At 63.9% G+C, this 26,501-nt stretch carries 23 protein-coding genes and 1 pseudogene; 16 read left to right on the forward strand and 8 right to left on the reverse strand.

The features are described 5' to 3' along the window. The first annotated feature begins 174 nt into the window (after nt 1-174). The 5 genes and pseudogenes from H0P51_RS15325 (at nt 175) to H0P51_RS15345 (ending at nt 6,921) form a co-directional block, all read left to right on the forward strand. Nucleotides 175-1,289, forward strand: a pseudogene (locus H0P51_RS15325) (LLM class flavin-dependent oxidoreductase). A 25-nt stretch (nt 1,290-1,314) separates the two neighbouring features. After that, nucleotides 1,315-3,837: an FAD-binding oxidoreductase gene (locus H0P51_RS15330; RefSeq protein ID WP_180913669.1), complete on the forward strand. Its 2,523-nt coding sequence runs from the start codon at nt 1,315-1,317 to the stop codon at nt 3,835-3,837. 13 nt (nt 3,838-3,850) lie between these two features. Next, a complete protein-coding gene (locus H0P51_RS15335) occupies nt 3,851-4,906 on the forward strand; it encodes an alpha/beta fold hydrolase (protein ID WP_180913670.1) in 1,056 nt (351 codons plus the stop codon). A gap of 145 nt (nt 4,907-5,051) precedes the next feature. Further along, nucleotides 5,052-6,116: a 3,4-dihydroxy-2-butanone-4-phosphate synthase gene (locus H0P51_RS15340; protein WP_180913671.1), complete on the forward strand. Its 1,065-nt coding sequence runs from the start codon at nt 5,052-5,054 to the stop codon at nt 6,114-6,116. A 34-nt stretch (nt 6,117-6,150) separates the two neighbouring features. Further along, nucleotides 6,151-6,921 carry an SDR family oxidoreductase gene (locus tag H0P51_RS15345; protein WP_180913672.1) on the forward strand — a complete coding sequence of 257 codons (771 nt, stop codon included), beginning with the start codon at nt 6,151-6,153 and terminating at the stop codon, nt 6,919-6,921. 35 nt (nt 6,922-6,956) lie between these two features. Here H0P51_RS15345 and H0P51_RS15350 read toward each other — a convergent pair whose 3' ends face one another. The 3 genes from H0P51_RS15350 to H0P51_RS15360 all read right to left on the reverse strand — a co-directional run bounded on the left by H0P51_RS15350 (nt 6,957) and on the right by H0P51_RS15360 (nt 11,204). Continuing rightward, complete coding sequence (locus H0P51_RS15350) at nt 6,957-8,033, reverse strand: GGDEF domain-containing protein (RefSeq protein ID WP_246397980.1); 1,077 nt, start codon at nt 8,031-8,033, stop codon at nt 6,957-6,959. Nucleotides 8,034-8,433: 400 nt separating this feature from the next. Then, nucleotides 8,434-9,636: a TetR/AcrR family transcriptional regulator gene (locus tag H0P51_RS15355; RefSeq protein WP_180913673.1), complete on the reverse strand. Its 1,203-nt coding sequence runs from the start codon at nt 9,634-9,636 to the stop codon at nt 8,434-8,436. A 380-nt stretch (nt 9,637-10,016) separates the two neighbouring features. Beyond that, on the reverse strand, nt 10,017-11,204 hold the full coding sequence (locus tag H0P51_RS15360) for a LuxR C-terminal-related transcriptional regulator (RefSeq protein WP_180913674.1): 1,188 nt from the start codon (nt 11,202-11,204) through the stop codon (nt 10,017-10,019). Nucleotides 11,205-11,328: 124 nt separating this feature from the next. On the opposite strand from H0P51_RS15360, the gene H0P51_RS15365 reads away from it, so the two are divergent. From H0P51_RS15365 to H0P51_RS15415, 11 genes are all read left to right on the forward strand, one after another. Next, nucleotides 11,329-12,576: a cytochrome P450 gene (locus tag H0P51_RS15365; protein ID WP_180913675.1), complete on the forward strand. Its 1,248-nt coding sequence runs from the start codon at nt 11,329-11,331 to the stop codon at nt 12,574-12,576. Next, the gene (locus tag H0P51_RS15370) at nt 12,573-12,968 is read left to right on the forward strand and encodes a nuclear transport factor 2 family protein (RefSeq protein WP_180913676.1); all 396 of its coding nucleotides are present in this window, start codon (nt 12,573-12,575) and stop codon (nt 12,966-12,968) included. Before H0P51_RS15365 ends, H0P51_RS15370 begins: the two co-directional genes overlap by 4 nt. Then, nucleotides 12,965-13,159, forward strand: a complete 195-nt coding sequence (locus H0P51_RS15375; protein WP_180913677.1) for a ferredoxin — start codon at nt 12,965-12,967, stop codon at nt 13,157-13,159. Before H0P51_RS15370 ends, H0P51_RS15375 begins: the two co-directional genes overlap by 4 nt. A gap of 227 nt (nt 13,160-13,386) precedes the next feature. After that, the gene (locus H0P51_RS15380) at nt 13,387-14,169 is read left to right on the forward strand and encodes an MlaE family ABC transporter permease (protein ID WP_180913678.1); all 783 of its coding nucleotides are present in this window, start codon (nt 13,387-13,389) and stop codon (nt 14,167-14,169) included. 9 nt (nt 14,170-14,178) lie between these two features. Continuing rightward, on the forward strand, nt 14,179-14,994 hold the full coding sequence (locus H0P51_RS15385; protein ID WP_180913679.1) for an ABC transporter permease: 816 nt from the start codon (nt 14,179-14,181) through the stop codon (nt 14,992-14,994). A 4-nt stretch (nt 14,995-14,998) separates the two neighbouring features. Then, complete coding sequence (locus tag H0P51_RS15390) at nt 14,999-16,342, forward strand: MCE family protein (protein WP_180913680.1); 1,344 nt, start codon at nt 14,999-15,001, stop codon at nt 16,340-16,342. 31 nt (nt 16,343-16,373) lie between these two features. Then, nucleotides 16,374-17,402: a virulence factor Mce family protein gene (locus H0P51_RS15395; RefSeq protein WP_180913681.1), complete on the forward strand. Its 1,029-nt coding sequence runs from the start codon at nt 16,374-16,376 to the stop codon at nt 17,400-17,402. Continuing rightward, nucleotides 17,399-18,631 carry an MCE family protein gene (locus tag H0P51_RS15400; protein WP_180913682.1) on the forward strand — a complete coding sequence of 411 codons (1,233 nt, stop codon included), beginning with the start codon at nt 17,399-17,401 and terminating at the stop codon, nt 18,629-18,631. Before H0P51_RS15395 ends, H0P51_RS15400 begins: the two co-directional genes overlap by 4 nt. Beyond that, nucleotides 18,628-19,908: an MCE family protein gene (locus tag H0P51_RS15405; RefSeq protein ID WP_180913683.1), complete on the forward strand. Its 1,281-nt coding sequence runs from the start codon at nt 18,628-18,630 to the stop codon at nt 19,906-19,908. The genes H0P51_RS15400 and H0P51_RS15405 overlap by 4 nt, the downstream gene beginning before the upstream one ends. A gap of 44 nt (nt 19,909-19,952) precedes the next feature. After that, nucleotides 19,953-21,056: a virulence factor Mce family protein gene (locus H0P51_RS15410; RefSeq protein ID WP_425489054.1), complete on the forward strand. Its 1,104-nt coding sequence runs from the start codon at nt 19,953-19,955 to the stop codon at nt 21,054-21,056. Beyond that, the gene (locus tag H0P51_RS15415; protein ID WP_180913685.1) at nt 21,057-22,496 is read left to right on the forward strand and encodes an MCE family protein; all 1,440 of its coding nucleotides are present in this window, start codon (nt 21,057-21,059) and stop codon (nt 22,494-22,496) included. Nucleotides 22,497-22,510: 14 nt separating this feature from the next. On the opposite strand, the gene H0P51_RS15420 is transcribed toward H0P51_RS15415, so the two are convergent. From H0P51_RS15420 to H0P51_RS15440, 5 genes are all read right to left on the reverse strand, one after another. Continuing rightward, entirely contained in the window at nt 22,511-23,953 is a 1,443-nt protein-coding gene (locus tag H0P51_RS15420; protein ID WP_180913686.1) for a PE domain-containing protein, read from the reverse strand. Nucleotides 23,954-23,993: 40 nt separating this feature from the next. Then, nucleotides 23,994-24,920, reverse strand: coding sequence for an NAD(P)H-dependent flavin oxidoreductase (locus H0P51_RS15425; RefSeq protein ID WP_246398820.1), 927 nt, complete (start codon nt 24,918-24,920; stop codon nt 23,994-23,996). 73 nt (nt 24,921-24,993) lie between these two features. Further along, nucleotides 24,994-25,407: an NYN domain-containing protein gene (locus H0P51_RS15430; RefSeq protein ID WP_180913688.1), complete on the reverse strand. Its 414-nt coding sequence runs from the start codon at nt 25,405-25,407 to the stop codon at nt 24,994-24,996. A 55-nt stretch (nt 25,408-25,462) separates the two neighbouring features. Further along, on the reverse strand, nt 25,463-25,729 hold the full coding sequence (locus tag H0P51_RS15435) for a hypothetical protein (RefSeq protein WP_246397982.1): 267 nt from the start codon (nt 25,727-25,729) through the stop codon (nt 25,463-25,465). A 42-nt stretch (nt 25,730-25,771) separates the two neighbouring features. After that, the gene (locus tag H0P51_RS15440; protein ID WP_281373689.1) at nt 25,772-26,419 is read right to left on the reverse strand and encodes a PE family protein; all 648 of its coding nucleotides are present in this window, start codon (nt 26,417-26,419) and stop codon (nt 25,772-25,774) included. Nucleotides 26,420-26,501 lie beyond the last annotated feature (82 nt).

A 26,501-nucleotide genomic window follows, 5' to 3' on the forward strand; every position in this document is an offset into this window, starting at 1 on the left:
TCTACAAATATGTCCATAGGCGATACGCTATTTCGCAAGATATGTTCGCATCAAAGTACGAGTTGAAATGGTACTTGTAACTCGAGAAGTATCTTGATAGTACTGTGGTATACCTACTGACGCCGCATCAGCGTGCCGGTTCACCGGCCCTGGCCCAACCAAGAAGGGTTAACGATGGAGATCGGAATATTCCTCATGCCGGCCCATCCACCGGAGCGCTCCTTGTACGACGCGACCCAGTGGGACCTCGACATCATCGAGTTAGCCGACCAACTGGGGTACGTGGAAGCCTGGGTCGGCGAGCACTTCACCGTGCCCTGGGAGCCTATCTGCGCTCCCGATCTGTTGCTGGCCCAAGCGTTGTTGCGTACCAAGCACATCAAGCTCGCACCCGGCGCGCATCTCTTGCCCTACCACCACCCAGTCGAATTGGCCCATCGCGTAGCCTATTTCGATCACCTCGCGCAAGGCCGGTTCATGCTCGGCGTCGGCGCCAGCGGCATCCCGGGCGACTGGGCGCTCTACGACGTCGATGGTAAAAACGGCGAGCACCCCACCGCGACATGACGCGTGAAGCACTTGAAATCATGCTGCGCATCTGGACTGAAGATGCACCTTGGGAGCATCGCGGAAAGTACTGGAACGCCAACGGAATTGCACCAATGTTCGAAGGATTGATGAAGCGTCACATCAAGCCGTTCCAGGAACCGCACCCGCCGATTGGTGTCACAGGGTTCAGCGCAGGATCCGAAACACTCAAACTGGCCGGCGAACGTGGTTATCTGCCAATGAGTTTAGATCTCAACGCCGAATACGTCGCCACCCACTGGGATGCGGTCTTGGAAGGGGCAGAACGTAGTGGGCGAAGGCCCGATCGACGCGACTGGCGATTGGTACGCGAGGTGTTGGTAGCTGAAACCGATGAGCAGGCATTCCGCTATGCGGTTGACGGCGCTATGGGCCGTGCTATGCGGGAGTATGTGCTGCCGACGTTCCGAATGTTTGGCATGACCAAGTTCTACAAGCACAACCCCTCGGTGCCCGACGACGACGTCACGGCGGAGTACCTCGCCGAGAACACCTTCGTGGTCGGCTCGGTGGAAACGGTCGTGGACAAGCTCGAGGCGACCTATGACCAGGTGGGCGGCTTCGGTCACCTGCTGGTGCTCGGGTTCGACTACCGGGAGCACCCCGGGCCATGGAAGGAGTCGTTGCGGTTGCTTGCCGAGGAAGTGATGCCCGCGCTCAACGCCCGAATCGCCAAGAAGCCGGTAGCCCTGGTCGTGTAGCCGTCGTCTGGAAAGGGGCGCCGAGATGTCGGTTCGTCAGGTCACCGTCAGCTATTCGGACGGCACACAAAAAACCATGCCGGTCCGGTCGGACCAGTCAATCCTGGATGCTGCCGAAGAACACGGTGTGGCCATTGTCAACGAATGCCAAAGCGGCATCTGTGGTACTTGCGTGGCCACGTGTGCCTCCGGTCGCTACGACATGGGACGCACCGAGGGGCTCTCCGATGTCGAGCGCGCGGCGCGAAAGATTCTGACCTGCCAGACATTTGCGACCTCGGACTGCCAGATCGAGCTGCAGTACCCGGCCGACGACAACGCCGCGATGCTGGTCAGTGGCGACGGGGTGGTGACTGGAGTCGACCGGGTGTCACCCACCACCGCCATCCTGCGGGTAGAGATCTCGGCTTTGGGTGCTGGATTGCGTTATCGGGAGGGCCAGTTCGCGCAGCTACAGGTCCCTGGCACCGACACCTGGCGCAACTACTCCTACGCCGATCCTGCTGACGGCCGCACCGAGGTGGAGTTCATTATCCGTCTGCTGCCCGACGGGGTGATGTCAAACTATCTGCGTGACCGCGCCAAACCGGGCGATCGGATCGCCATGCGATGCAGCAAGGGCAACTTCTATCTGCGTCCGGTGGTGCGGCCGGTAATACTGGTCGCCGGCGGCACCGGCCTATCGGCGATCCTGGCCATGGCATCGAGCTTGAATGCCGACCTCACCCAGCCGGTTTACCTCCTCTATGGGGTCACTGGTGCACAGGACGTGTGCAAGCTCGACGAACTAAGCGCGCTGCGCCGCCAAATCCCCGGACTCGAACTGCAAGTAATCGTCGCGGATCCCGACGACGACTGGGAGGGGCGAACCGGACTCGTCACCGACCTGCTGGACGAGCGGATGTTGGCCGGCGGCGATGCGGACGTCTACCTATGCGGCCCCGCCGCGATGGTCGAAGCAACCCGAACTTGGTTGGAGAACAACGGCTTCCATCGAGTTGGCCTCTACTACGAGAAGTTCGTGGCCAGCGGGGCGGCGCGGCGGCGCACCCCGATACACATTGACTGCACCCAGCTCGATCTCGGCGAGATACGCCGTTGCGGCCGCGGTACCGCGGTGGTGATCGGCGGCAGCATCGCCGGCATCGCCGCGGCGAAGGTGTGCAGTGAGACTTTCGAACACGTCATTGTGCTGGAGAAGGACGATCCGCATCGCCGCCGCGAGGGCCGGCCGGGTGCGGCCCAAGGCTGGCACCTCCATCACTTGTTGACCGCTGGACAGATCGAGCTGGAGCGGTTCTTTCCCGGCATCGTCGACGATATGGTGCGCGAAGGTGCGTTTAAGGTCGACATGGCCGAGCAATACCGGATCCGGCTGGGCGGCACCTGGAAGAAGCCCGGAACCAGCGACATTGAGATCGTCTGCGCAGGAAGACCGCTACTGGAATGGTGTGTGCGGCGCCGGCTGGACGACGAACCGCGCGTCGAATTCCGCTACGAGTCCGAGGTTACCGACCTTATATACGACCGGGTGAACAACGCGGTCACCGGCGTAGTGGTCGGCGGGGACGATGGGTTTGCGGTGATCCCAGCCGAATTCGTCGTGGACGCTTCCGGGAAGAACACCCGCATCCCAGAATTCTTGGAGCGCGTCGGTATCGGGGCTCCCGAAGTCGAACAAGACATCATCAATTGTTTCTATTCGACCATGCAGCACCGGGTTCCACCGGAACGGCAATGGCAGGACAAGGTGATGGTGATCTGTTACGCCTACCGGCCGTTCGAGGACACCTATGCGGCGCAGTACTATATCGACAGCTCTCGCACCATATTGTCCACCTCGCTGGTGGCCTACAACTGCTACTCACCGCCACGCACCGCCAAGGAGTTTCGCGAGTTCGCAGACCTGATGCCCTCGGCGGTGGTGGGGGAGAACATCGACGGTCTGGAACCGGCCTCGCCGATCTATAACTTTCGCTACCCCAATATGCTGCGTCTGCACTATGAGAACAAGCGCAATCTACCGCGTGCGCTAGTGGCCGTCGGCGACGCCTATACCAGCGCAGACCCCGTATCCGGCCTCGGAATGAGCCTGGCACTCAAAGAGGTTCGAGAGATGCAGCTGCTGCTGGCCAGGTACGGTCCCGAACATCGGGATCTGCCGCGTCGCTACTATCGCAGGATCGCGAAGATGGCCGATACGGCGTGGTTTGTGATCCGCGAGCAGAACCTGCGCTTCGACTGGATGCAGGATGTGGACAAGAAGCGCCCGGTCTACTTCCGCGTCCTCACCTGGTACATGGACCGCCTGCTGGAGTTGGTGCACGACGACCTGGACGCCTATCGCCAGTTCCTGGCCGTGGTGCACCTCGTCAAACCGCCACTGGCGCTGATGAAGCCGGGAATCGCGAGTCGTGTGATAGCCAAGTGGGCGCGAACCCGACTTTCGGGTGAGAAGACGTTGATCGTCCGCAATTACGAGAATCGTTCGATACCAGACCAACCGCTGAATCACCTGGTCGGCGCGGTCGCCGGTGACGGCAACTAGGCGAGAGGCACAAATGTCGCAGCTACATCGCATGCTGAACTGCCGAGGTACGCGCATCCACGCGGTGGAAGACGGCGAGGGCCCGCTGATCGTCCTCATCCACGGCTTTCCCGAGTCCTGGTACTCCTGGCGTCACCAGATTCCTGCGCTGGCCGCGGCAGGCTACCGGGTGGTGGCCATCGACCAGCGTGGCTACGGGCGTTCGTCGAAGTATCATCTCAATTCCGCTTACCGCATAAAGGAATTGGTGGGCGACATCCTCGGCGTCGTCGACGCCTACGGGCAAGAGCGCGCCTTCGTGGTCGGCCACGACTGGGGCGCACCTGTCGCCTGGACCTTCGCCTGGCTGCACCCGCAGCGGTGTGCGGGGGTGGCTGGAATCAGCGTCCCGTTCGCGGGACGCGGTGTAATCGGTTTGCCCGGAAGCCCCTTCGGTGAGCACCGGCCGAATGACTACCACCTCGAACTCGCCGGCGTGGGGCGAGTCTGGTACCAGGACTACTTCGCCGCCCAGGACGGAATCATCGCCGAGATCGAAGAAGATGTGCGCAGTTGGCTGCTCGGGCTGACCTATACGGTCTCCGGTGAGGGCATGATCGCCGCGACCAAGGCGGCCGCCGACGCCGGGGTGGACCTGGCCGCGATGGATCCGATCGACGTCATTCGCGCCGGCCCACTATGCATGGCCGAGGGTGCCCGGCTCAAGGACGCATTCGTTTATCCCGAGACGATGCCGACCTGGTTCACCGATGCCGACGTCGACTTCTACACAAACGAATTCGAGCGTTCCGGCTTTGGCGGCCCACTGAGCTTCTACCACAATATCGACAACGACTGGCATGATCTGGCCGAGCAGGAAGGCAAACCACTTACCCCGCCGGCGCTGTTCATCGGCGGCCAGTATGACGTCGGCACCACCTGGGGAGCCGAGTCCGTGCAACGAGCCGAGGAGGTCATATTGGACTTCCGCGGCACGCATCTGGTTGCCGACGTCGGACACTGGATACAACAGGAGGCGCCCGAGGAGACCAACCGGCTGCTGCTGGAATTCCTTGCTGGGCTTCGATGATCGTGAGCACGGCCTCCCTCGACCCAGCGCTGGTGTCCGTGTGCATACCGCTCAGCGAGATCTGTTCTCTGCGAGCCGAACCCCAAGCTGTGCCGCTGGTCTTTCACGCCAGCCGTTTTCGCCGGCTCGCAGTGGAGGAACAGGCATGAAAACCACCGATGTTCGGGTGCTGCGTGCCGTTACTGCGATCACCGCAGGCCAAGCCGTCGTCCTCACCGACGGCACCGACGGCGATGGCTCCCTGGTCTTCGCGGCCGCTGCCGCCACCCCCCAGCTGCTGCACTTCACTATCCGCCACACCGCGGGCTATGTGCGAGTGGCGTTGTCGAGCGACGAGTGCAAGCGCCTCGACCTACCGCCCATGTGTCACGGGGACAGTCCGCAATGTGTGTCGGTCGACGTCCGCGGGACCGGCACCGGGATCTCGGCGGGGGATCGGGCCCGGACCATCGCCGCCCTCGCCTCCCCGCACACCGTCGCGACGGATCTGCAGCGCCCCGGCCACGTGGCGCCGGTGCGAGCCGAAACGGGTGGGGTGCTCAAGCGACGCGGCACCGCTGAGGCGGCCGCCGACCTAGCCCAACTGGCGCAGCGGGGACGAGCCGCGGCGCTCTGCGAGATCGTCTCGCGCCGCAGCCCGACCGGAATCGCGCGTGGCGCCGAATTGGTCGAGTTCGCGGTCGAACATGGACTTGCCGTGGTCTCCATGACCGAACTCGTCGAGTACCGGCGACGGACCGAGCCACAGGTCGTTCGACTGGCCGAGACCACCCTGCCGATCTGGGCCGGCGACTCCCGCGTGATCGGGTTCCGTGATGTGCACGGCGATGGTGAGCATCTGGCGTTGATCATTGGAACGGCCAGTTCCGGCATACCGGTACCGTTGCATGTTCACGTCGAGTGTCTGGCCGGAGATGTGTTCGGCTCCAAGGCCTGCCACTGCGCCGGCGAACTCAACGCGGCGTTGGCCAGGATGTCGGCGCAAGGCAGCGGCGTGGTCGTGTACCTGCGACCGTCCGGACCGCCACGCGCATGTGGCCTATTCACACCCGGTGCGGCCGGTAACCCTACCGCCGAATCCGTGGCTTGGATCCTGCGCAATCTCGGGGTGTATGCCTTAAAACTCTCCGACGACATGCCAGGATTCGGATTAGTGCTATTCGGCGCCATTCGGGAGCACGGCAGTCAAACCTGGGCTGCTGCCGGTTAATCGAGCAGTGGCGCAAACGTATTCGTGAGGACAAATGACCTATTCCGACCTGGCTGGTAAAGCGGCAATCGTCACCGGAGCAGGAGCCGGGATAGGACTGGCAGTCGCAAAGCGGCTCGCCGCCGAAGGCTGCCGGGTGCTGTGCGCGGACATCGATGCCATCGCCGCCGAGGCCGCCGCTAGGAAGGTCGGCGCCGGCGCGGTCGGTCATCGCGCCGATATCAGCGACGAAGAAGAGGTCATCGGCATGGTCGAGGCCTGCGTCGCAGCGTTCGGTGGCGTCGACAAGCTAGTCGCCAATGCCGGGGTGGTGCATATGGCTTCGTTGTTCGACACCACCGTCGAGGACTTCGACCGGGTCATCGGCATCAACCTGCGGGGCGCATGGCTGTGCACCAAGCACGCCGCGCCCAGGATGATCGAGCGGGGCGGCGGAGCAATCGTGAACATGTCGTCACTGGCCGGTCACATCGGCGTCGCCGGCACGGGGGCCTACGGCATGTCGAAGGCCGGAGTCGGTCATCTGAGCCGGATCGCCGCCGCGGAATTGCGGTCATCCAACATCCGCGCCAACGCGGTGTTGCCGGCGTTCGTAGACACGTCGATGCAGCAGGCGGCAATGACGATGTTCGATCAAGCACTCGGGCAAGGTGGTGCGCTTACCATGATCGGCCGGTTGCAGGGCCGGATGGCCGCACCCGAGGAGATCGCCGGCATCGTGGCGTTCCTGTTGTCCAACGATGCATCGATGATCACCGGTACCACGCAAATCGCCGACGGCGGAACCATCGCTGCACTCTGGTAAGCCAGTCAGACCCCGCTCCAACGGTATCCGGTCGGCTAGGTCAGTAGCGGAGGTTCCGGGGCCGGATGGTGGCGAACCCCGTTGCCCCCGGCACGTTTGGCCTCGTACATGGCCGTGTCGGAAGTCCGGATGAGATCGTCGATGAGTTCTATGTCTCGCAGTACCCGGCGGCCACCCAGTGGGACGCCGGTGGTGCCGATGCTCGCGGTGATGCCGAACGGCAGGGCGGCAACCGCCAGGCGCAGCCGCTCGGCCCTCTCGGTGGGGTTTGACATCGTATCGGCATCGGCGATTACAAATTCCTCCCCACCTACCCGCGCGATCACGGCTGTGGGACGGCAAACCTGCTCGAACGCCGCCGCCACGGCGACCAAAGCCTCGTCGCCCACCGCGTGGCCCCGAGTGTCGTTGAGGTGTTTGAAGTTGTCGAGATCGATCACGGCGACGGTCAGGTGCATGCCTGTGCGACGTTGGGCAAGCGCAATCAGTTGGCAGACCGAGTCGTAAAACGAGCGCCGATTGTGCAGCCCAGTGAGCGAATCGCGATCGGACGTGCGCAAATCGGTTCGCAGGGAGTGCACCAAGTATTGAATTCCGAAGGGCACGCCGACGTTGAGCGATGCCACCGTGATCACACTGGAGATGACCAGCGCCGCGTCACCGGAGGAGACCAGAAGTCGGTACGCCAGAATCGCGGTGCACACGGTGGCCACTGCAAAGTTGGCGACCACATAGCGTGGGGCGTGGAAGTAGCCGAGGAAGCCACCGAGGGCGGCGAACGTCGTACATCCCACCAAACCCGAATACGGGTTCGACATGGACAGCAGGAGCGCCGCGATCGCCATACTTGACGTGATCGAAAAGGCGATCGACTGCTGCCGTGTCGGCCAACACACCAACCATAGGATTGCGGCCGATGCGCCGGCAGCTGATGCGGCAACCGCCACGGCCCGGGTTAAGGCATGGTCGGGCCCAAACGGGCTGCTCAGCAACACCAACGGTAGGGCAGCCTGGACCGCTGTGACGCCAAATATTGCCCCGCGCCAGATGACCTGGAGGTCGCGCGCCTTCAGATAGGCACTGATCCAGTCAAACTGATCGGACGGTGTCACCACCGAAATGCCAACTGAATCATGCGGCCCTTCCCAGCCCTGCCCACGTGACGGGATTTCAGCATCTGCTGCAGGCTGATGGCGCTTAACGTGCCAGATTGCCCCCGAATATTGCAACCAGGGTGCCTGGTTACGGACACAGCGCTTCGATCAGCCGGCGGCCAACCAGGCACCGGCAGCCCAAACTCGGCGGCCCAAGAACTCCGCCGCAAACCGCTGATTCGGGCGACTGATGGCGACCTGGCTTTCAGTTTCGACACACCCAGGCGGCCCGCCTATGCCGACTAAGCCCCTGGTATGACAACTGATTGACTTCCGATCCGCAGCCGGTCTCGGTAACCCACGTGCGGCGCGGGTGATCAGTTTGGTGTGCTGCCAGGTTGCCGACGGAGACAGAGCGTTACGCCCGACTGGTCAGGATGGCCATCGCAACTGCGGCGATCTCGTCAGCAATACCGGCGTAACGCGTGAGATGCCATGTGCGAGCGACATCTTCGATAAAGCTGAGCGCCGCGGCGACCAACAGTCGAGCCTGGACCGCGGTGGTTTCCGGAACCACCTCGGCGATGAGGCCGATCCACACCCCCTCACGGTCCGCTTGGTTGCGTAGATAGCCGTCGTGCACTTCGCCGGATGCATGTGAGAGTTCAGTGATACTGGCGGCCACCAGGTCGGGGGCATCCAAACTGATCCGGACGTGCCCTTTTACCAGCCCACTCAGTCGTTGCGCTGGTTCAGAATTCGCGCGAAGCGCGCGAATGGCCTCCAGGCTGTGCCACTCGTCAAGACGTCGGATGAGCGCGTCGAGGATCGCCTGCTTGGACGAGAACGAGCGGTACAGACCCGGCCCGGCGATGTTGGCGCCCTTGGCGATTTCATTGGTGCTGACTGCGGGATAACCCCGCGCCCGGAACAGCTTGGCCCCGGTTGCCAGCAGCGTTTCGTACCGCGAAAACAGCACGTCGTCACCATCGACAGTTTGCAGGGGCTCCAAATTGGCAACCGGCGGTGTTCGGGCCGCAGCCATGCATGCTTGGTACAGAAGAACTTTGAGATCTTCAGCCGGCGGCATCAGATTGTGCCGACCCAAACTTGTCAGCGTGCTGGATACGGCCCACGCCCGCACTTCGGAATGCTGCGGGCTCAGACGAGGCACCTCCAGCAGCACGCTGTCGCGCATGCCTGACACGATCGCGTTGATTCGGCGGCGCACCTCGGCGCGGTCGTCATCCCCCAGGTAGCGGGCCTCGCGCTGCCACAACACCGTCAGGGACCGCGACGCGATGGCTGCGGCGATCAAGTCCGGCAGGTCAACACTCAGCTTTCGAGGCCGCCGCGCGTCGCGGCCTTCGGCCTGGTCCTCGGTGAGACGACGTGCGCTCTGGTACTGGTTCTGCCCGGTCCGGATGGCTTCGGCGAGCAACGCCTGCTTGTTGTCGTAGTGACGGTACAGCGCGCGTGCGGTGACCCCGGCAGCCTCGGCGATATCCTCCAGCTTGACCGAATGGAAGCCCCGGTCGATAAACATCCCGACAGCCTGATCCAAGATTTGTTGCTTGCGGTCCTTGGGACGGCGCTTCACGGGTTGGACGGCGGTATCCATCGACACAAATCCTGCCAGAGTCGGCGAGGCTAGGGCTTCAACCCGCTCCGCGCCGCGAAATCGGCGAAACCGGTGCAGTCCCTGACGAGGCTCGCGCCGGCTTCTTTGGTATCGGTCATACGAAACCACTCCTCAAGTCAGGACATTCATCAGTGCCGAACTACCAAAATACATCATGCGGCTGATAGTCAGCTATGACACAGGATTTCAACCGATTTCTGATGGGGACACGCGTACTAGCTATAGACATCAACGCAGCCTGACGGTCCAGTTGACCACCACAGATGACAATCGTGCAGATCAACGATGCACGCCAAATCCATCACCCGCCGTCCCTTGGCCAGTAGCGGCCGATCAGGAACGCCGATTCGACCCGGTCCTCAACTGCTTCCCGGCGCACTCGCCAGACGCACGTAGGCCGATGCCGCCTCGGCGCGGTTGGTCGCGTTGAGCTTGCGTAGCACGCGTTTGACGTGCGACTTGACCGTACCCGCCGAAATCACCAACTCATCGGCGATCTGCTGATTGGTGCGCCCGGCCGCCATCAACCGGAGCACCTCGACCTCGCGGCGAGTCAACACGGTCATCACTTTGGTCTGCACCTCGGCCAGCGACCGGGCGGCGGGGCTCCGCGCGATCGGTTCGATCTTGCGTAGATCGAGGTCGGCGTCCTGTAAGGCCCGTGCCGCCTCGTCCGCCGATGCCAACGCCCGGCGCACCTCCGCGTGCTGCCGACGCATCCGCTCCAGCAGCACCGTGCGCTCGTAGGCATAGCCGAAGCCCTCGGCAAACGCCCATACCGTATCGCGGTCGATCTCGTCGACCGTGCGACCCGAATACAAGCGGTCGGCATGCAGAAATCCGATTACCTTGCCTGTCGGCATCACGGGCGCGGCCACGTAGGAGTGTGTCAGCGAGAAATCGATGATGGGCCGGTTGACGCGCGGGTCGTTGCGGGCGTCGCGCACGATGGCGGGCGCATGGCGGCGGATCATCTGCGTTTCCAGCAACATGTGGTCCAGCAATGGGGCCACTGCCTGGGCGAAGGCGACCATCTTCTCGGCCCCGGCGCTGTCCTCGCCGAAATATGCCGATTCCATCACCATTCGACCCTCGTGCACCCGGAAGAGCACGGCCCGGTCAAACCCGCACGACTCCACCAATTCTCTTGGCGCCCGGTCCACGACAGTCGCGACATCCTCGACAGCGCGTAGCTTGCTCAGGCCCTCCTGTACCTGTAACAACGCGAGTGTGCGCCGTTTGGCTCCGTCCTCGATGAGGTCGCGCTCCAGCGATGACAAATCCAGCACCGCCTCGAGTGCGTTGAGAGCCCGGGCATCCCCGAGTTCCTCCAGCGCGGCCCGCACGATGCCCGCGTTGGTATCGACCGCCTCTGCCACCATCGCCGTCGGGTCATCGGTGGGATCGACTCCCCAGCCGGCGAATGCCTCCCGGTAGTGAAGCTCGGCGGCGGACTCCCGTACCGGTCGCGACGCCCAACCGGGATGGTCGCCCTCGGCCAGCGTGGCGAGCGATGCGGGATCTGGCAAATCGCTGACATCGATCACGTTCCCACTGTCCACCCTCGGCACGACGGCCGGGGCGAAAAGCCGAAACTGCCCTCCTTAGGGGGCAGTAGTCCTCCCCATCGGGGGATCGCTTTATCTCCCCGGCTGACAGAGGCTGGTCGCCATGCCAGTCACGACCGCTTCCCGCCTCGAAATGCTCACCACCCCGCAGGGCATCGCCAACCCGTACCCGCTGTACGACGAGCTACGTGATGCCTCTCCCGTTGCGGGATACCGAGATTGGCCGCCGGGAACTATTCCCGGCGCCGACGAGCCGGTCACCGCCTGGGCGCTCTTCCGGTACGACCAGGTCCACGAAGCCGCGCGGGACAGCGCGACCTTCTCATCCCGAGACCCATTGCAGGAGGCCTCCTCGGCGCCCAGCCTGATGCTGGTCAACACCGATCCGCCCAAGCATGAGGTTGAACGAAAACTGGTGAGCCAGGCGTTTTCTCCGCGCCGGGTCAAGCGCCTCGAGGGTTGGCTCAACGAACTGGTGCCGCAGTTACTCGAGGACCTCGACAATTCGTCCCGGCAAAGCCGGGTCGAAGTGATGGAGTTCGCCGCCGAGGTGCCGACTCGGGCCATGGTGCGCCTGCTGGGACTGCCCGACGGCGACCACGTCCGCTTCCGCCGCTGGGCCAATGCATTCATGCTGTCCTCCTCGCTCACCCCGGAAGAACGAATCGCCAGCAACCAGGAGATGGTCGCGACATTCGCCAACCGGCTGGCGGAGCACACAATACGACTGGCCGAGAGCGCGCCCGGCGACGACGTCGAGGACGCCGAAGATCTCATCTCAGCCCTGTTGCGCGCCGAAGTGGACGGGCAGCGCCTCACACCTGAGGAGATTGTCCGGTTCTGCGTCACCCTCGTCGTCGCGGGCAGCGAGACCACCACCTTCCTGATCGGCAATCTGCTGCACGCGCTGGCACGCGAGCCCGAGGTGACCGCACGCATTCGCGCCGACCGCACCCTGCTGAATCTCTTTGTCGAAGAGACACTTCGGCTCGACGGTCCACCGCAACGGCTGTTCCGCATCGCCACCCGCGATGTCGAGGTCGGCGGCAAGATGATCCGGAAAGGAGAGTGGGTTGCCCTGTTCTTCGGTGCGGCCAACCGCGACCCCGCGGTATTCCACGCCCCCGCGATACTGGACATCGACCGGCCTAACATTCGCCAGCAACTCTCGCTGGGCCACGGTCTGCACTTCTGCCTCGGCGCGTCGCTGGCGCGCCTGGAGGTGATCGCGGTGCTCAACGCCGTGTTGGATCGCTATCGGACGATAGCGCTGACCGACGACCCGGGCACCAAACAGACCGCCAGCCTGCTCACCCACGCCTACGTCCGGCTGCCGCTGCACCTGTCATGACCCGCAATATCGAAGCAACACAGGCGATTTACGCCGCGGTGCCCGCCGGAGATCTCAACACGGTGCTTGCACATCTCGATCCAGAGGTGCGCATCACCTACTACGGCACCGAAAAGATCCCGTACGCAGGTGATTACCGAGGTATCGACGAGGCGATCACTTTCCTCGGCAAGGTGGGAAATGCTGTCGAGATCATCGCCATGGAGGCGTGGAAGTTCATCGAACAGGGCGACGACCTGGCGACCTGGGGCAGCCAACGTTTCCGTCGACTCGAGACCGGACTGGAGTGGGAAACCGAGTTCGCACATATCATCACGTTGCGCGACGGTCGCTGGCTGCATTTCCGCGACTTCGCCAATTCGGCTGCGGCGCTTGAGGTATTCGACACATGAAGGTCGAGGCCGACCGCGAGGTCTGCATCTCCGCAGGCACGTGTGTGATGACCGCAGGTGCGGTCTTCGACCAGGACACCGACGGAATCGTCCGGCTTGTCGGCGCCGAAGTGCCCGTGGGCGAGGAACTCCGGGCGCACAACGCCGTCAAATTGTGTCCCTCCGGAGCGCTGCAAGTGGCGCGGGAGTAACCGCTGAGCATGCGCAAGCAAACGTCGTCAACGCCCCACATGCAGTTACTGGCAAGATACATCACCAATCGCAATAACTACTTAACTTTGTACTTTACTGGCCTTGAGGAAACGAATTCGCGTATTGCCTATGGACATGTTGGGCGTGGTCCGCGTACCCTCACCGGTGTCACTCGTCCAACTCGACCCGCCCGGGGGATCGGCGTGAACATTTCCGCGGAGTCACGGTGACCGCGATCGGCCAGGTGGCCCTTCCGGTCGCCAAGCCGGTACTCGCACTGGGCGACTTCTTCGCGACCACATTGGACACCTTCGTCGCAATGTTTAGGCGGCCCTTCGCGTGGCGCGAATACTTGCTGCAATGCTGGTTCGTGGCTAGAGTCTCGACGCTGCCCGGGATATTGATGACCATCCCGTGGGCGGTGATCTCGGGATTCCTGTTCAACGTCCTGCTGACCGACATCGGTGCCGCCGACTTCTCCGGCACCGGCTGCGCCATTTTCACAGTCGACCAGAGCGCACCCATTGTCACCGTCCTGGTCGTCGCGGGCGCCGGCTCCACCGCCATGTGCGCAGACCTGGGAGCGCGGACCATCCGTGAGGAACTCGACGCATTGCGGGTGATGGGCATCAATCCGATTCAGACGCTGGCAGTTCCGCGAGTCCTGGCCGCGACCACTGTGTCGCTGGCACTCAGTTCGGTCGTGACCGCGACCGGTCTACTCGGCGCGTTCTTCTGCTCGGTATTCCTGATGCATGTCTCGGCCGGCGCGTGGGTTACCGGCCTGACCACCCTGACCCACAGCGTCGACGTGGTCATCTCGATGATCAAGGCGACGCTGTTCGGACTGATGGCTGGCCTGATCGCCTGCTATAAGGGCATGTCGGTGGGCGGCGGGCCGGCCGGGGTGGGTCGCGCGGTTAACGAAACAGTGGTTTTCGCCTTCATCGTCTTGTTTGTCATCAACATCATCGTCACTGCCGTCGGCATGCCGTTCATGGTGTCCTGAGGGGAAGTCGTGACGATAGCGAAGACACTCACAGGCGGATGGAATCGGCTGGGGTCACAGATGCGGTTCTACGTAAGCACCTTGACCGGGATCCCCGATGCCGTCGGTAACTACCGCGGCGAGCTGCTGCGAGTAATCGCCCAAATGGGCTTGGGCACAGGTGTTCTCGCGGTGATCGGTGGGACCGTTGTCATCGTCGGGTTCCTGGCAATGACCACCGGCGCGATCGTCGCCGTGCAAGGTTACAACCAGTTCGCCTCCGTCGGTGTAGAGGCGTTGACCGGATTCGCGTCAGCCTTCTTCAATACCAGGGAAATTCAGCCCGGAACCGTGATGGTCGCACTGGCGGCCACCGTGGGTGCCGGCGCCACCGCGCAACTGGGCGCGATGCGGATCAATGAGGAAGTCGACGCGCTCGAGGTGATCGGTATCCACAGTGTCAGCTACCTGGCAAGCACCCGCGTGCTCGCTGGGGTGGTAGTGGCGGTTCCGCTGTTCTGCGTGGGGTTGATGACCGCGTACCTGGCCGCCCGGCTGGGCACTACCTCCGTCTACGGCCAGGGCTCCGGCGTGTACGACCACTACTTCAACACCTTCCTGCAGCCCACCGACGTGCTCTGGTCATCCTTCGAAGTCGTCGTGGTGGCGCTGATGATCATGCTGGTTTGCACCTACTACGGTTACACCGCGCACGGCGGTCCGGCCGGAGTCGGCGAGGCAGTGGGCCGGGCCGTGCGCGCCTCGATGGTGGTCGCATCGATCGCCATCGTGATCATGACGTTGGCGATCTACGGCCAGTCGCCTCACTTTCATCTGGCGAGCTAGTGCGATGAGTCGCGGGCCCGCTCGACACCGCCTTCACGACGCGTGGTGGACGCTGATCCTGGTCGCTGCCGTCGTAGCGGTCGTCGCGGTGACCGCGGCATCGTTCACCGGAGCCCTGCGGTCTTATGTGCCGGTGACCCTGACATCCGAGCGCTCGGGCCTGGTGATGGATGCCGGCGCCAAGGTGATGATGCGCGGAGTTCAGGTCGGCAAGGTCAGCCGGATTGGCTCCGACCGGCGTGGTGCCAGCCTGCGGCTGGAGATCGAGCCCAACCAGATTCGCTACATCCCAGCCAATGTGGAGGCGCAGATCAGCGCCACCACCGCTTTCGGCGCCAAGTTCGTGGAGCTTGTGTTGCCGCAGACTCCGAGTCCCGCAAGACTTTCCGCGGGTGCCGTGTTGCACTCGAAGAATGTCAGCGCCGAAATCAACACTGTCTTCCAGAATGTCGTCGACCTGCTCGACATGATCGACCCGCTCAAGCTCAACGCGGTGCTGACCGCCCTTGCCGACGCCGTACGCGGCCAGGGCGAGCGGATGGGACAGGCCGTCAGCAGCCTCAACGAGGTATTGGCGGCCCTCAATGCGCGCCGCGGAACCCTGCGCGCCGACTGGCGATCGCTGCGAAACTTCAACGACACGTATCACGCGGCCGCCCAAGACATCTTGACGATCCTCGACGCTGCCAGCACCACCGGTGCCACCATCGTGAATCATTCGGCGCAACTGGATGCCCTACTGCTCAACGTCATCGGATTGTCGACCAGCGGCACCCAACTCCTCGGGCAGAGCCGGGATAGCCTAGTCGCCGCGATCAATACCCTCGAGCCCACCACCGATCTGCTGTTGAGGTACAGCCCGGAGTACACCTGCTTTCTGCAGGGCACCAAGTGGTACCTCGACAACGGCGGCTACGCGGCCTGGGGTGGCGCCGACAGCCGGACCCTGCAACTCGACGTTGCGCTGCTACTGGGCAACGATCCCTACACCACTCCCGACAATCTTCCGATCGTCGGCGCCAAGGGTGGCCCAGGTGGTAGGCCCGGCTGCGGGTCGCTGCCGGATGCCAGCAAGAATTTCCCCGTTCGCCAACTCATCACCGACACCGGTTGGGGGACCGGGCTCGATATCCGGCCCAACCCGGGGATCGGGCATCCCTGCTGGGCGGACTACTTCCCGGCAACCCGTTCCGACCCGCAACCACCCTCGGTGCGGCAATGCATCCCAGGACCGGCAATCGGCCCGAACCCCACCGGGCCACCGTACGGGGCGCCGCTCTACGGCCCGGGCGGGGTGCCGCTGTGGCCGGAAGTCCCTGCGCCACCAACGCCTTCACCGCCGCCATGACGACACCGGCAAAGACCAAGAGGAGGATGCGATGAAGCAGAACCTACGCGGCCCCTTGCTGCGCCTGGGAATCTTCCTGACGGTGTGTCTACTGACCGCGTTCGTGCTGTTCGCGGTATTCGGTGAGGTGCGGTTCGGATCTGGCAAGAGCTACTTCGCCGAATTCACCAACGTGTCGAATCTACGGGTGGGCAAGCTGGTTCGCATCGCTGGTGTCGAGGTCGGCAAGGTCAAGAAGATCTCGGTAAATCCCGACGCCACCGTACGGGTCGAGTTCACCGCCGACGACTCGGTCGTCCTCACCGAGGGAACAGTTGCCGTCATTCGCTACGACAACCTGTTTGGCGACCGCTATCTCGCGTTAGAGGAGGGCACCGACAGATCAGCCGTCCTCCCTCCCGGCCAGACGATTCCGTTGTCTCGCACCAAACCGGCGCTGGATCTGGACGCCCTGATTGGTGGATTCAAGCCGCTGTTCCGCGCCCTGAATCCCGACCAGGTCAACGCGCTGAGCGAACAATTGCTGCAGGCATTCCAGGGGCAGGGTGCCACCATCTCCTCGTTTCTGGAACAGACCGCCGCCGTCACCAACACCTTGGCCGACCGCGATCAGCTCATCGGACAGGTAGTGGACAACCTCAATGTGGTTCTGGGTTCGCTTGGCGGACAAAGCGATCGGCTGGATCAGGCGGTAACATCGCTGGCACAGTTAGTCCGTGGCCTCGCCGAGCGCAAGACCGAAATCAGCAACGCGGTGGCCTATACCAACGCCGCCGCCGGATCGGTCGCCGACCTTTTGACCCGGACCCGAGCACCCTTTACAAAAGTGCTGCACGAGACGGACCGGGTGGCGGGTATCGCGGCTGATGACCACGACTATCTCGACAATCTGCTCAACACCCTGCCCGATAAATACCAAGCGCTGTACCGACAGGGCATGTACGGCGACTTCTTCGCCTTCTACCTGTGCGACATCGTGCTCAAGGTCAACGGCAAAGGCGGCCAACCGGTGTATGTCAAACTGGCCGGCCAGCCCACCGGACGGTGCGCGCCGAAATGAAGTCATTCGCTGAACGCAACCGGTTGGTCGTCGGCGGTGTCGGCACCGCGGTGGTGGCCGCAATCATGTTGGCAGCCTTGCAATATCAGCAGTTGCCATTCCTGGATCAAGGCAAGCGTGTGGCCGCCTACTTCGTCGACGCGGGCGGCCTGCGCGCCGACAACACCGTAGAGGTATCCGGCTATCCGGTCGGCAAGGTGTCCAGCATCGAGCTCGACGGTCCCGGCGTGCTGGTGAAATTCAAAGTGGACCAAAATATTCGGCTCGGTGACCGAACGGAGGTGGCGATCAAGACCAAGGGTCTGCTGGGTAGCAAGTTCCTCGAGGTACTGCCCCGCGGCGAAGGCCAACTCGGCGGGCCGATCCCGATCGAGCGAACGACGTCGCCCTACCAATTGCCGTACGCTCTAGGCGATCTGGCCAGCACGATCAGTGGGCTCGACACCAACCGGCTGTCCGAGTCGCTGGGCACCCTGGCCCGGACATTCGCCGACACACCGGCCGATTTCCATAACGCGATGACGGGGGTGGCGCGCCTAGCGCAGACCCTCGATCAGCGTGACGCCCAATTACGCGGCCTGCTGGACAAGGCCGCCAGGGCGACGGGAGTGCTGGCCAAGCGCACCGACCAGATCGTCGGCCTGGTGCGCGATACCAACGCGCTACTGGCGCAGCTGCGCACCCAGAGCGCCGCCCTGGACCAAATCTGGGGAAACATCTCGGCGGTCTCGCGGCAGCTGCAGGGCTTCATCACCGAGAACCGGCAGCAAATGAAGCCTGCGCTGGACAAGCTGAACCGGGTGCTCTCGATCGTCGACAACCGCAGAGATCGCATCAAGCAGGCCCTTCCACTGCTCAACTCCTACATCATGTCGCTGGGCGAATCCGTCTCGTCCGGACCGTTCTTCAAGGCATACGTCGTCAACCTGCTACCCGGCCAGTTTGTACAGCCGTTTATTAACTCGGCGTTCTCAGATCTGGGACTGGACCCGGCCACGCTGCTGCCCTCGCAGCTGTCCGACCCACCGACTGGGCAGCCCGGAACTCCGCCGCTACCGGTCCCGTACCCGCGTACCGGACAGGGCGGCGAACCGCGGTTGACGCTGCCCAATGCAATCACGGGCAACCCTGGCGATTCGCGCTATCCCTACCGACCCGAGCCACCGGCGCAGCCGCCCGGCGGACCACCGCCCGGTCCACCAGCGCAGCCGCCGGGGGGCCAGCCATGACGACCAAGCTGCGCCGCGCCCGTTCCGTGTTGGCGACCGTTCTCGCCTTGGTACTCACTGCCGGTGTCGTTATGGCAATGCGTGGCGCGGGGGAGTCTGCGCGAACGTTCGTCGTCGCCTACTTCGACAACAGCAACGGCGTGTTCGCCGGCGACGACGTACAGATCCGCGGAGTGCCGGTGGGCAAGATCCTCAAGATCGAACCGCAACCGCTGCAGTCCAAGATCTCGTTCTGGTTCGACCACAGGCACAAGGTCCCCGCCGACGCCGCCGCGGCCATCTTGTCGCCGCAGCTGGTGACCGGGCGAGCCATCCAGCTGACACCGCCCTACACCGGTGGCCCAACTATGACCAGCGGGGCCGTCATTGCGCGGGAACGCACTGTAGTCCCCGTGGAGTGGGACGACCTGCGCACCCAGCTGCAACGCCTCACCGAACTGCTGAAGCCGGCCGAGGACGGGTTCAGCACGCTTGGCGCCCTGATCAACACGGCCGCCGACAACCTACGTGGGCAGGGGCCGACCATCCGCGACACGATCATCAAACTGTCCCAAACGGTTTCGATGCTAGGGGACCACAGCAGCGACATCTTCACCACTGTGAAGAATCTGTCCACGCTGGTCTCGGCGCTCAAAGACAGCGCCGATCTGCTCGAGCAGCTGAATCACAACCTGGCCGCGGTGACCTCGGTGCTGGCCGACGATCCCGGCAAAGTTGGCGTAGCCGCCGACGACCTCAACGCGGTGGTGTCCGATGTGCAGAGTTTCGCTTCGGAGAACAGCGACGCGATCGGCACCACGTCGGACCGGCTGACGTCGATCAGCACGATGCTGGTCGAAAGCCTTGATGACATCAAACAGACTCTGCATATCAGTCCCACGGTGCTGCAGAACTTCAACAACATCTTCGAACCAGCCAACGGGGCGCTGACCGGTGCGCTGGCTGGGGTCAATATGGCTAATCCGCTGGCTTTCCTGTGCGGGGCGGTCCAGGCTGCATCCAGATTGGGCGGTGAGCAAGCGGCCAAACTCTGCGTGCAGTACCTCGCGCCGATCATGAAGAACCGACAGTACAACTTCCCGCCGTTAGGGGAGAACCTCTTAGTCGGAGCCCAGGCCCGGCCCAACGAAGTCACCTTCAGCGAAGAGTGGATGCGTCCTGATTTTGTACCGCCGGCACCCAATATACCTGGGGTGCAACCCGTCCCGGGCCGCCCGCTGTCCACCGACCCGGCGGCAGGATGGCGTGGCCTATTGCTACCACCGGGTGGCGGCTGATGCGGGTAGGCAGGTGGTGCGTGGGCCTGGCGACGATCGTCGTCATGGCCGGAATCTCCGGCTGTGGCTGGCGCGGGCTGAATTCGCTGCCCCTGCCGGGCACCGAAGGCAATGGCCCCGGGTCCTTCGTAATCCAGGCCCAGCTGCCTGACGTGAACAATATCCAGGCGAACTCGCGGGTACGCATCGCCGACGTGACGGTCGGGCACGTGACGAAGATCGAACGTCAGGGTTGGCACGCGTTGGTGACCATACGCCTGGACGGTGACGTCGACCTACCCGCCAACGCCACCGTCAAGATCGGCACCACCAGCTTGCTCGGGTCCTACCACATCGAACTCGGAATCCCGAAAGGTGAAGCTGCGCAAGGAAAGTTGCACGCTGGTTCACTGATCCCGCTGTCCCGCGGCGGAGCCTACCCGAGTACCGAGCAGACACTGGCTGCCCTGTCACTGGTCCTCAACGGCGGCGGTCTGGGCCAGGTACAGGACATCACCGAAGCGCTGAGCACGGCGTTTCGCGGACGCGAGCACGATCTACGCGGCCTGATCGGGCAGTTGGATCGATTCACTGAATACCTCAAGGACCAGTCCGCCGACATCATCGCGGCCACCGAAAGCTTGAACCGTCTAGTCGGCAGATTCGCTGCCCAGCAGCCCGTTCTGGACCGTGCTCTGGCGACCATTCCCGACGCGCTGACAGTGCTCAACGGCAACCGGCACCTCCTAGTCGAGGCCGCCGATCAGCTCAGCAAGTTCAGTGCGCTGACCGTGGACACGGTCAACAAGACAAAAATCAATCTATTCAACGAATTGCGACAACTCGGGCCGGTGCTGGAGTCGCTGGCCAACGCCGGACCCGCCCTGACACGCTCGCTGTCGCTGCTGGCGACCTTCCCATTTCCGAACGAGACTTTCCAGAATTTTCAACGCGGCGACTACGCCAACCTGACCGCCATCATCGACCTCACCTTGAGCCGCATCGACCAGGGCCTGTTCACTGGCACCCGCTGGGAGTGTCATCTCACTCAACTGGAGCTGCAGTGGGGCCGAACCATCGGTCAATACCCCAGCCCTTGCACCTCCGGTTACCGAGGCACACCCGGCAATCCACTGACCGCTCCCTATCGCGATGACCAGGGGCCCTAGATGCTGCAGCTACCGCGACGAGTCTTACTGCAACTGACCATCTTTGCCGTAATCGCGGTTGGCGTGGTGGCGGTCACGTATCTACATTTCGCCAAGCTGCCCGCGACTCTGTTCGGCGTCGGGCGCTACACGGTGACCGTGCAGCTGCGGGAAAGCGGCGGGCTATACGACACCGGCAACGTCACCTATCGTGGCTCCGAAGTCGGCCGGGTCCAGTCGGTACGACTCACCGACACCGGCGTCGAAGCGGTGCTGTCGCTCAAATCGGGCATCGACATTCCCTCCAGCCTGCGGGCCGAGGTGCACAGCCACACCGCGATCGGCGAAACATATATCGAATTGCTGCCTCGGAATGCCACCGCGCCGCCGCTGAAAGACGGCGACGTCATCGCCTTGACCGACACCTCGGTGCCACCCAATATCAACGCCCTGCTCAGCGCCGCGAACACCGCTCTCGCCGCGATCCCGCGCGAAAACCTGCGCACGGTCGTGGACGAGTCGTATACAGCCGTCGGCGGGCTCGGCCCCGAACTCTCGCGACTGGTCGCCGGCTCGGCGACCCTGGCGATCGACGCGCGCAACAACCTGGACCCGCTGCTGGCGCTGGTGGACCACACGCCAGTGGTGCTGGACTCGCAGAGCCGGAGCGCGGCAGCCATCACCGAATGGGCATCGCACCTGGCGACCGTGACCCGGCAGCTCCAGAACCACGATGTGGCCGTCGGCGGCGTCGTCGATCGAGGTGGCCCCGCGCTGGCCGAGCTGCGCCAGCTCGTCGAGCGCGTGCAACCGGCACTGCCGACTCTGCTGGCCAACCTGACCAGCGTGGGCCAAGTGGCACTCACCTACCAGAACGACATCGAGCAACTGCTGGTGGTGTTCCCCATGGCAATTGCCGCCGAGCAAGCCGGCATCCTGGCCAACCTGAACACCAAACAGCCCTATCGGGGTCAGTATCTGAGCTTCAATCTCAACCTGAACCTACCGCCGCCGTGCACAACCGGGTTCCTGCCGGCACAGCAACAACGCGTCCCGACGTTCCAGGACGCACCGGACCGTCCACCGGGTGATCTGTACTGCCGGGTGCCGCAAGACTCGCCGCTCAACGTGCGGGGCGCTCGGAACATCCCGTGCGAAACGGTTCCCGGCAAACGCGCGCCCACCGTAAAGCTCTGCGAAAGTGCCGAATCGTTCATACCGCTCAACGGGGGCAATAACTGGAAAGGTGACCCGAACGCAACCCTGTCCGGTCAAGATATTCCGCAATTGCCACCACCCGCGACACCCCTGATGCCGGCTCCGATCACCGTCACGCAGTACGACCCGGGCAGTGGGACGTTCGTCGGACTCGACGGGCAGCCCTACCCGCCGACCGACCCGACGGGAACCGAACCGGGAGACAAGACCTGGCAATCGATCCTGCTGCCGACGGGCCGCTGAACCTCACGGCATCACTACGGCAGCACGATTCCGGTGGCCTGCCCGAGAATGATCTGCTGGCCGCCCGGCGGTACGTAGTTGCGGAACGTGCCGTACACGCCGTATATCGGGTTCTCCGGGCTGGCGCCGGCGTAGATGTCGTTGATCCAGCCGGACGCCAATGTGTAGACGGCGGCGGTGTTGCCGGGCGGGGAAAACCCGGTGAGCAGCTGCGCAGCGAAGTCGACGACCGGATTTCCGCCCAGCATCGAGTCAACATGCGAGCCATTGACGAGGGTCACCCCGACGAACTGGCCGGGGTTCATACTGACGAGTTGATTCGTCGTGGCGCCGAAGGCATTCCACGGCTGCGGTGGTGCCGCCACCACGTAGACGGGAACCTGCGCGGCCTTGAGGCTGGCCACGGCTGCACCGAACGCGCCGGCGTCGTTGGCGACCCCATCGAACATCACCACGCCGCGAAGGTGACTGCTGGCGATATTGCCCCCGAGGTCCGCAAGGTAGTCGCCAGCGGCGATAGTGGCCAGGCCACCGCCCGCGGAGTGCCCGGACAGGATGAAGTCCTGCGGCAGTACGCCCTGATAGCCGGCCTGGCTCGCGCTGATGTTCAGCGCCGTCTGGTTGCCCAGGAACAACGACGCCACGCCCTGCTGCATCTGCGGGCTATTGAGCCAAAGACCTAACGGCAACGGAATCGACGGGATGGTGGGAACGACTACGACGCTGTTGGTCTGTTGGGCCAGTTGCATCGCCAGCGGTTGGTAGAACCAACCGATTGCACCGAAGCCGTGCTGCAGATAGACCACGCCGTTGGCGTGCACCGTTCCATCGGCCTGCGTCGGGAAGTACCAAAGGGTGGGTGCGGGGTAGGTGATGGAAGGGATCGGAATACCGAGGAAGGACTGTGGTGGAAGGGTGATGGGCAGGAAAGAGAACCCGACCCGCACACCGGTCACCGTGTTTGTGGCCGGAGCCGAAAGCACACTACTTGCGGTGTTGACCACGGTCCCGCCGGTGGGGGCGGGAATGCTGCCCGCCCCGCCGCCGGCATTGCCGGAGGCGAACAACTGGTGCCCGATCGACCTCTCGAATGGCGAGAAAAACCCCAGACTCTCAGCTTGTTCCAGGAGTCCCCGCAGCGGCTGTTCCAGGAGTCCCCGCAGCGGTGACATGTTGGCGGCCTCGGCGGTCGCGTAGGCGGACCCGGCCTCGCTTAGCGCGCGCTCGAACTGCGTCTGCAGCTGCGTCGTCCGCGCGCTGAGCGTCTGGAATTCCCGGGCGTACCCGCCGAAAAACCTGGCGATGGCCGCCGATACTTCGTCGCCCGCGGCCGCCGCGATCCCCGTCGTCGAAGGCACCGCCGCCGCGGTCGCCTCCTTGATCACCGTCCCGATCCCGGTCAGATCCGCCGATGCCGTGGCAAGAGCATCAGGCGCTGCGATTACATACGCCGACATCGGCCGCTCCCATCTCGCGCGCGCTGGAACTTCCGCGAGCCTAACCGGGCCGTGAATTCGCCGGGGCACTTTCACGACGCGGCGGTCCCGTCCGCGGCGGCTCGCCCAGTCGATCGGCTGTCGCGGCCAATACCTCCCGGCACCCGGCCCACATCCCGGCGATGATCTCTGCCGCCGGCGGCACGTCCTCGATTCGGCCAGCCACCTGACCGGTGTTGGCGACGCTGGCGTCCATGTCGCCGTCGAAATAAAGCCGCTGCACTCGTTGGAGTGCGGCGCCACCTTCGGTCGAAGAGGCCAAAGCGTCCAGCTTTTCCGCGGCCGCAGTGCGGATCACCCGCATCATCCGGCGGCCGTCCAGGGGCAGCAGCACGGTACCCGTCTCGTCGGCACGCACCACCGCCTCCTTGAGGTTGGCATGCACTGGCGAGTCCGCCGAAGCAAGCAAGCGGGTGCCCATCTGCACACCATCGGCCCCGAGCACCAGCGCCGCCGCCATGGACCGGGCATCGCAGATACCGCCGGCAGCCACAATCGGCACGTCGACATGCGCCGCCACCAACGGCAGCAGCACCATGGTCGAGGCGCCGAACCGGTTCTTGAAACCGCCGCCCTCGATGCCCTCGACCACCAGGCCGTCCACCCCGGCGTCGACGGCCTTCTTGGCCGCGGCCAGGGTGCCCACCACGTGGAAGACGGTGATGCCGGCTTCGTGCAGCCGCGCGGTGAATAGTGACGGATCGCCCGCCGATGTGGTAACGAATCGAATCCCGTTGTCCACCAACAGGTCTATCACTGCGGGATCGCGGTTGAACAGCAGCGCGATGTTGGCCCCGACTGGCCGGCTGGTGAGCTCGCGCACCCCGCGCAGGTCTGCGCGGCCCTGCTCTGAGGTGGTCTCGATGATGCCCAGCGCGCCGGCGTTGGACACCGCCGCGGCCAGCCGTGCGCCGGCGATGTAAGTCATCGGCGCCTGGATGATCGGGATGTCGATTCGCGCGAGCGAGCAGACCGGGTTCACCGCGGGCGCCCGCGCCTGTTCAGTCATCGTGCCGCCTTCCAGGTTGGTCGCCACGCGGATCGATGAGGTCACGGAACCGTTCGGCGCGGTGCACGGTTGCGCCAAGGCTGGCGACGCGGCCGGCCAGCGCCTTGTCTGACGTCACGACGTGAATCTCGGCGGTCTGATCTTCCTCCTGCACCAAGCCCCGCACCAACCGGACGATCTCGTCGTCGGCCGAATTGGCAGCCGCCATGGGTGCATGTGCCACTTCGATCACCGACGAGCGCAGAGGCGGGGTTGGCGGTCGCTCGAAAACCACTGTCACCCGATCGGATGCCGGCGCCCACCGCTCGAGTTTTTCCACCAGCGCCGTCATCGCGCCCTTGCGGTCTTTCCACCAGCCGTCGGGCCGACTGCCGATCACATTCATCCCGTCCACGATCCAGCGCACACCTGACCATATGACCGCCGAGGCGCGGCAGCGACAGCACGGTCTGTGCGGTGGATCAGAACCACCGGCGCTTGCGGGACCTCTTGTCGATCTGCACGCGGGCACGCTCGTCAATGGTTCCCAGGGCGTTGATGACCTCCAGCTGGGAAAGGATCATCAACCCGTTGAGTTGCTTGAGTCGCTCCGGGTTGTTCTCGATCGAGTCTTGATCGTCGATGTAGACAAGCAGGAAGTTGCGCAGAGCCTGGCTGCCGGTCATCCGTTCGGGGACCTTCATGTTCCGCAAGACGGTGGCCATGTCAGGTTCATCGGTCACAACCATCGCTCCTTCACGATCCGGCACCCATGACGACGCGATAGGCCGCTAAAGCACACGCTCACCGACATTCTGGTCGCCGTCGCCGTCACGCCGGTTCTCGTCGTGATCGTCAGCGGGCGCGCTGGCCGACGCCAGTCCGGGTTTGGCGGTACCGGCGGCCGATGCGCCGGCGCCCATTCCGCTGCCGAGCGGCGCGCTGCCCATTGCCGAGGAGCCGGCGCTGGCGACGGCCGACATTGCCGACGACGACGGTGCCTGCACCAATCCGGCCACCACCGGGTTGGCGGCGGCAGCGGCAAGCTGGCTCTGTAGTGTTGCGGCGCTTGCCATTCCGGCGACACCGCTGGATGCACTCGACGACGCCAGCCGGGACATCGGAGTGGAGCTGAACGCCAAAGCACCGGCTGCGGTGTCATCGGATTCCCCGTACATCCGCGCGATGTCGGTCAACGCGCTGCCGGTTCGCATCAGTTCCTCTTGCGCCGCCGCGTTGGAAGCCAGCATTGTGGCGGCCTCTTGGGCAAACGCCATCACCGCCTGAGCCGAGACCTCCTCGCCGCCGGCAGGGATTAGCCCGGTCAGCACCGATGCCGCTGCAGTAGTGCCGGCGTTGATGCCCTGGCTGCCGATGTCCACCAGCTGCGAGCCGATGTCTCCGGCGGCAGGATTGTGGGACATGGAATCCATTGCCATTGAGTGCCGCTCCTGTGTCTTTCGGACAACACATCAATTCTAAGGTGCCTGGGGTCGACCGGATGCACATTTTCGCAGCTGT

Source organism: Mycobacterium vicinigordonae, from assembly GCF_013466425.1.
GTDB classification, from domain to species: domain Bacteria; phylum Actinomycetota; class Actinomycetes; order Mycobacteriales; family Mycobacteriaceae; genus Mycobacterium; species Mycobacterium vicinigordonae.

Bases quoted from the DNA above. Each gene is read 5' to 3' on its own strand.
- H0P51_RS15330 (WP_180913669.1), top strand. From the start codon at position 1,315: ATGTCGGTTCGTCAGGTCACCGTCAGCTATTCGGACGGCACACAAAAA.
- H0P51_RS15335 (WP_180913670.1), top strand. From the start codon at position 3,851: ATGTCGCAGCTACATCGCATGCTGAACTGCCGAGGTACGCGCATCCAC.
- H0P51_RS15340 (WP_180913671.1), top strand. From the start codon at position 5,052: ATGAAAACCACCGATGTTCGGGTGCTGCGTGCCGTTACTGCGATCACC.
- H0P51_RS15345 (WP_180913672.1), top strand. From the start codon at position 6,151: ATGACCTATTCCGACCTGGCTGGTAAAGCGGCAATCGTCACCGGAGCA.
- H0P51_RS15355 (WP_180913673.1), bottom strand. From the start codon at position 9,636: ATGGATACCGCCGTCCAACCCGTGAAGCGCCGTCCCAAGGACCGCAAG.
- H0P51_RS15365 (WP_180913675.1), top strand. From the start codon at position 11,329: ATGCCAGTCACGACCGCTTCCCGCCTCGAAATGCTCACCACCCCGCAG.
- H0P51_RS15370 (WP_180913676.1), top strand. From the start codon at position 12,573: ATGACCCGCAATATCGAAGCAACACAGGCGATTTACGCCGCGGTGCCC.
- H0P51_RS15375 (WP_180913677.1), top strand. From the start codon at position 12,965: ATGAAGGTCGAGGCCGACCGCGAGGTCTGCATCTCCGCAGGCACGTGT.
- H0P51_RS15390 (WP_180913680.1), top strand. From the start codon at position 14,999: ATGAGTCGCGGGCCCGCTCGACACCGCCTTCACGACGCGTGGTGGACG.
- H0P51_RS15395 (WP_180913681.1), top strand. From the start codon at position 16,374: ATGAAGCAGAACCTACGCGGCCCCTTGCTGCGCCTGGGAATCTTCCTG.
- H0P51_RS15400 (WP_180913682.1), top strand. From the start codon at position 17,399: ATGAAGTCATTCGCTGAACGCAACCGGTTGGTCGTCGGCGGTGTCGGC.
- H0P51_RS15405 (WP_180913683.1), top strand. From the start codon at position 18,628: ATGACGACCAAGCTGCGCCGCGCCCGTTCCGTGTTGGCGACCGTTCTC.
- H0P51_RS15410 (WP_425489054.1), top strand. From the start codon at position 19,953: ATGGCCGGAATCTCCGGCTGTGGCTGGCGCGGGCTGAATTCGCTGCCC.
- H0P51_RS15415 (WP_180913685.1), top strand. From the start codon at position 21,057: ATGCTGCAGCTACCGCGACGAGTCTTACTGCAACTGACCATCTTTGCC.
- H0P51_RS15420 (WP_180913686.1), bottom strand. From the start codon at position 23,953: ATGTCGGCGTATGTAATCGCAGCGCCTGATGCTCTTGCCACGGCATCG.
- H0P51_RS15425 (WP_246398820.1), bottom strand. From the start codon at position 24,920: ATGACTTACATCGCCGGCGCACGGCTGGCCGCGGCGGTGTCCAACGCC.
- H0P51_RS15435 (WP_246397982.1), bottom strand. From the start codon at position 25,729: ATGGTTGTGACCGATGAACCTGACATGGCCACCGTCTTGCGGAACATG.
- H0P51_RS15440 (WP_281373689.1), bottom strand. From the start codon at position 26,419: ATGGCAATGGATTCCATGTCCCACAATCCTGCCGCCGGAGACATCGGC.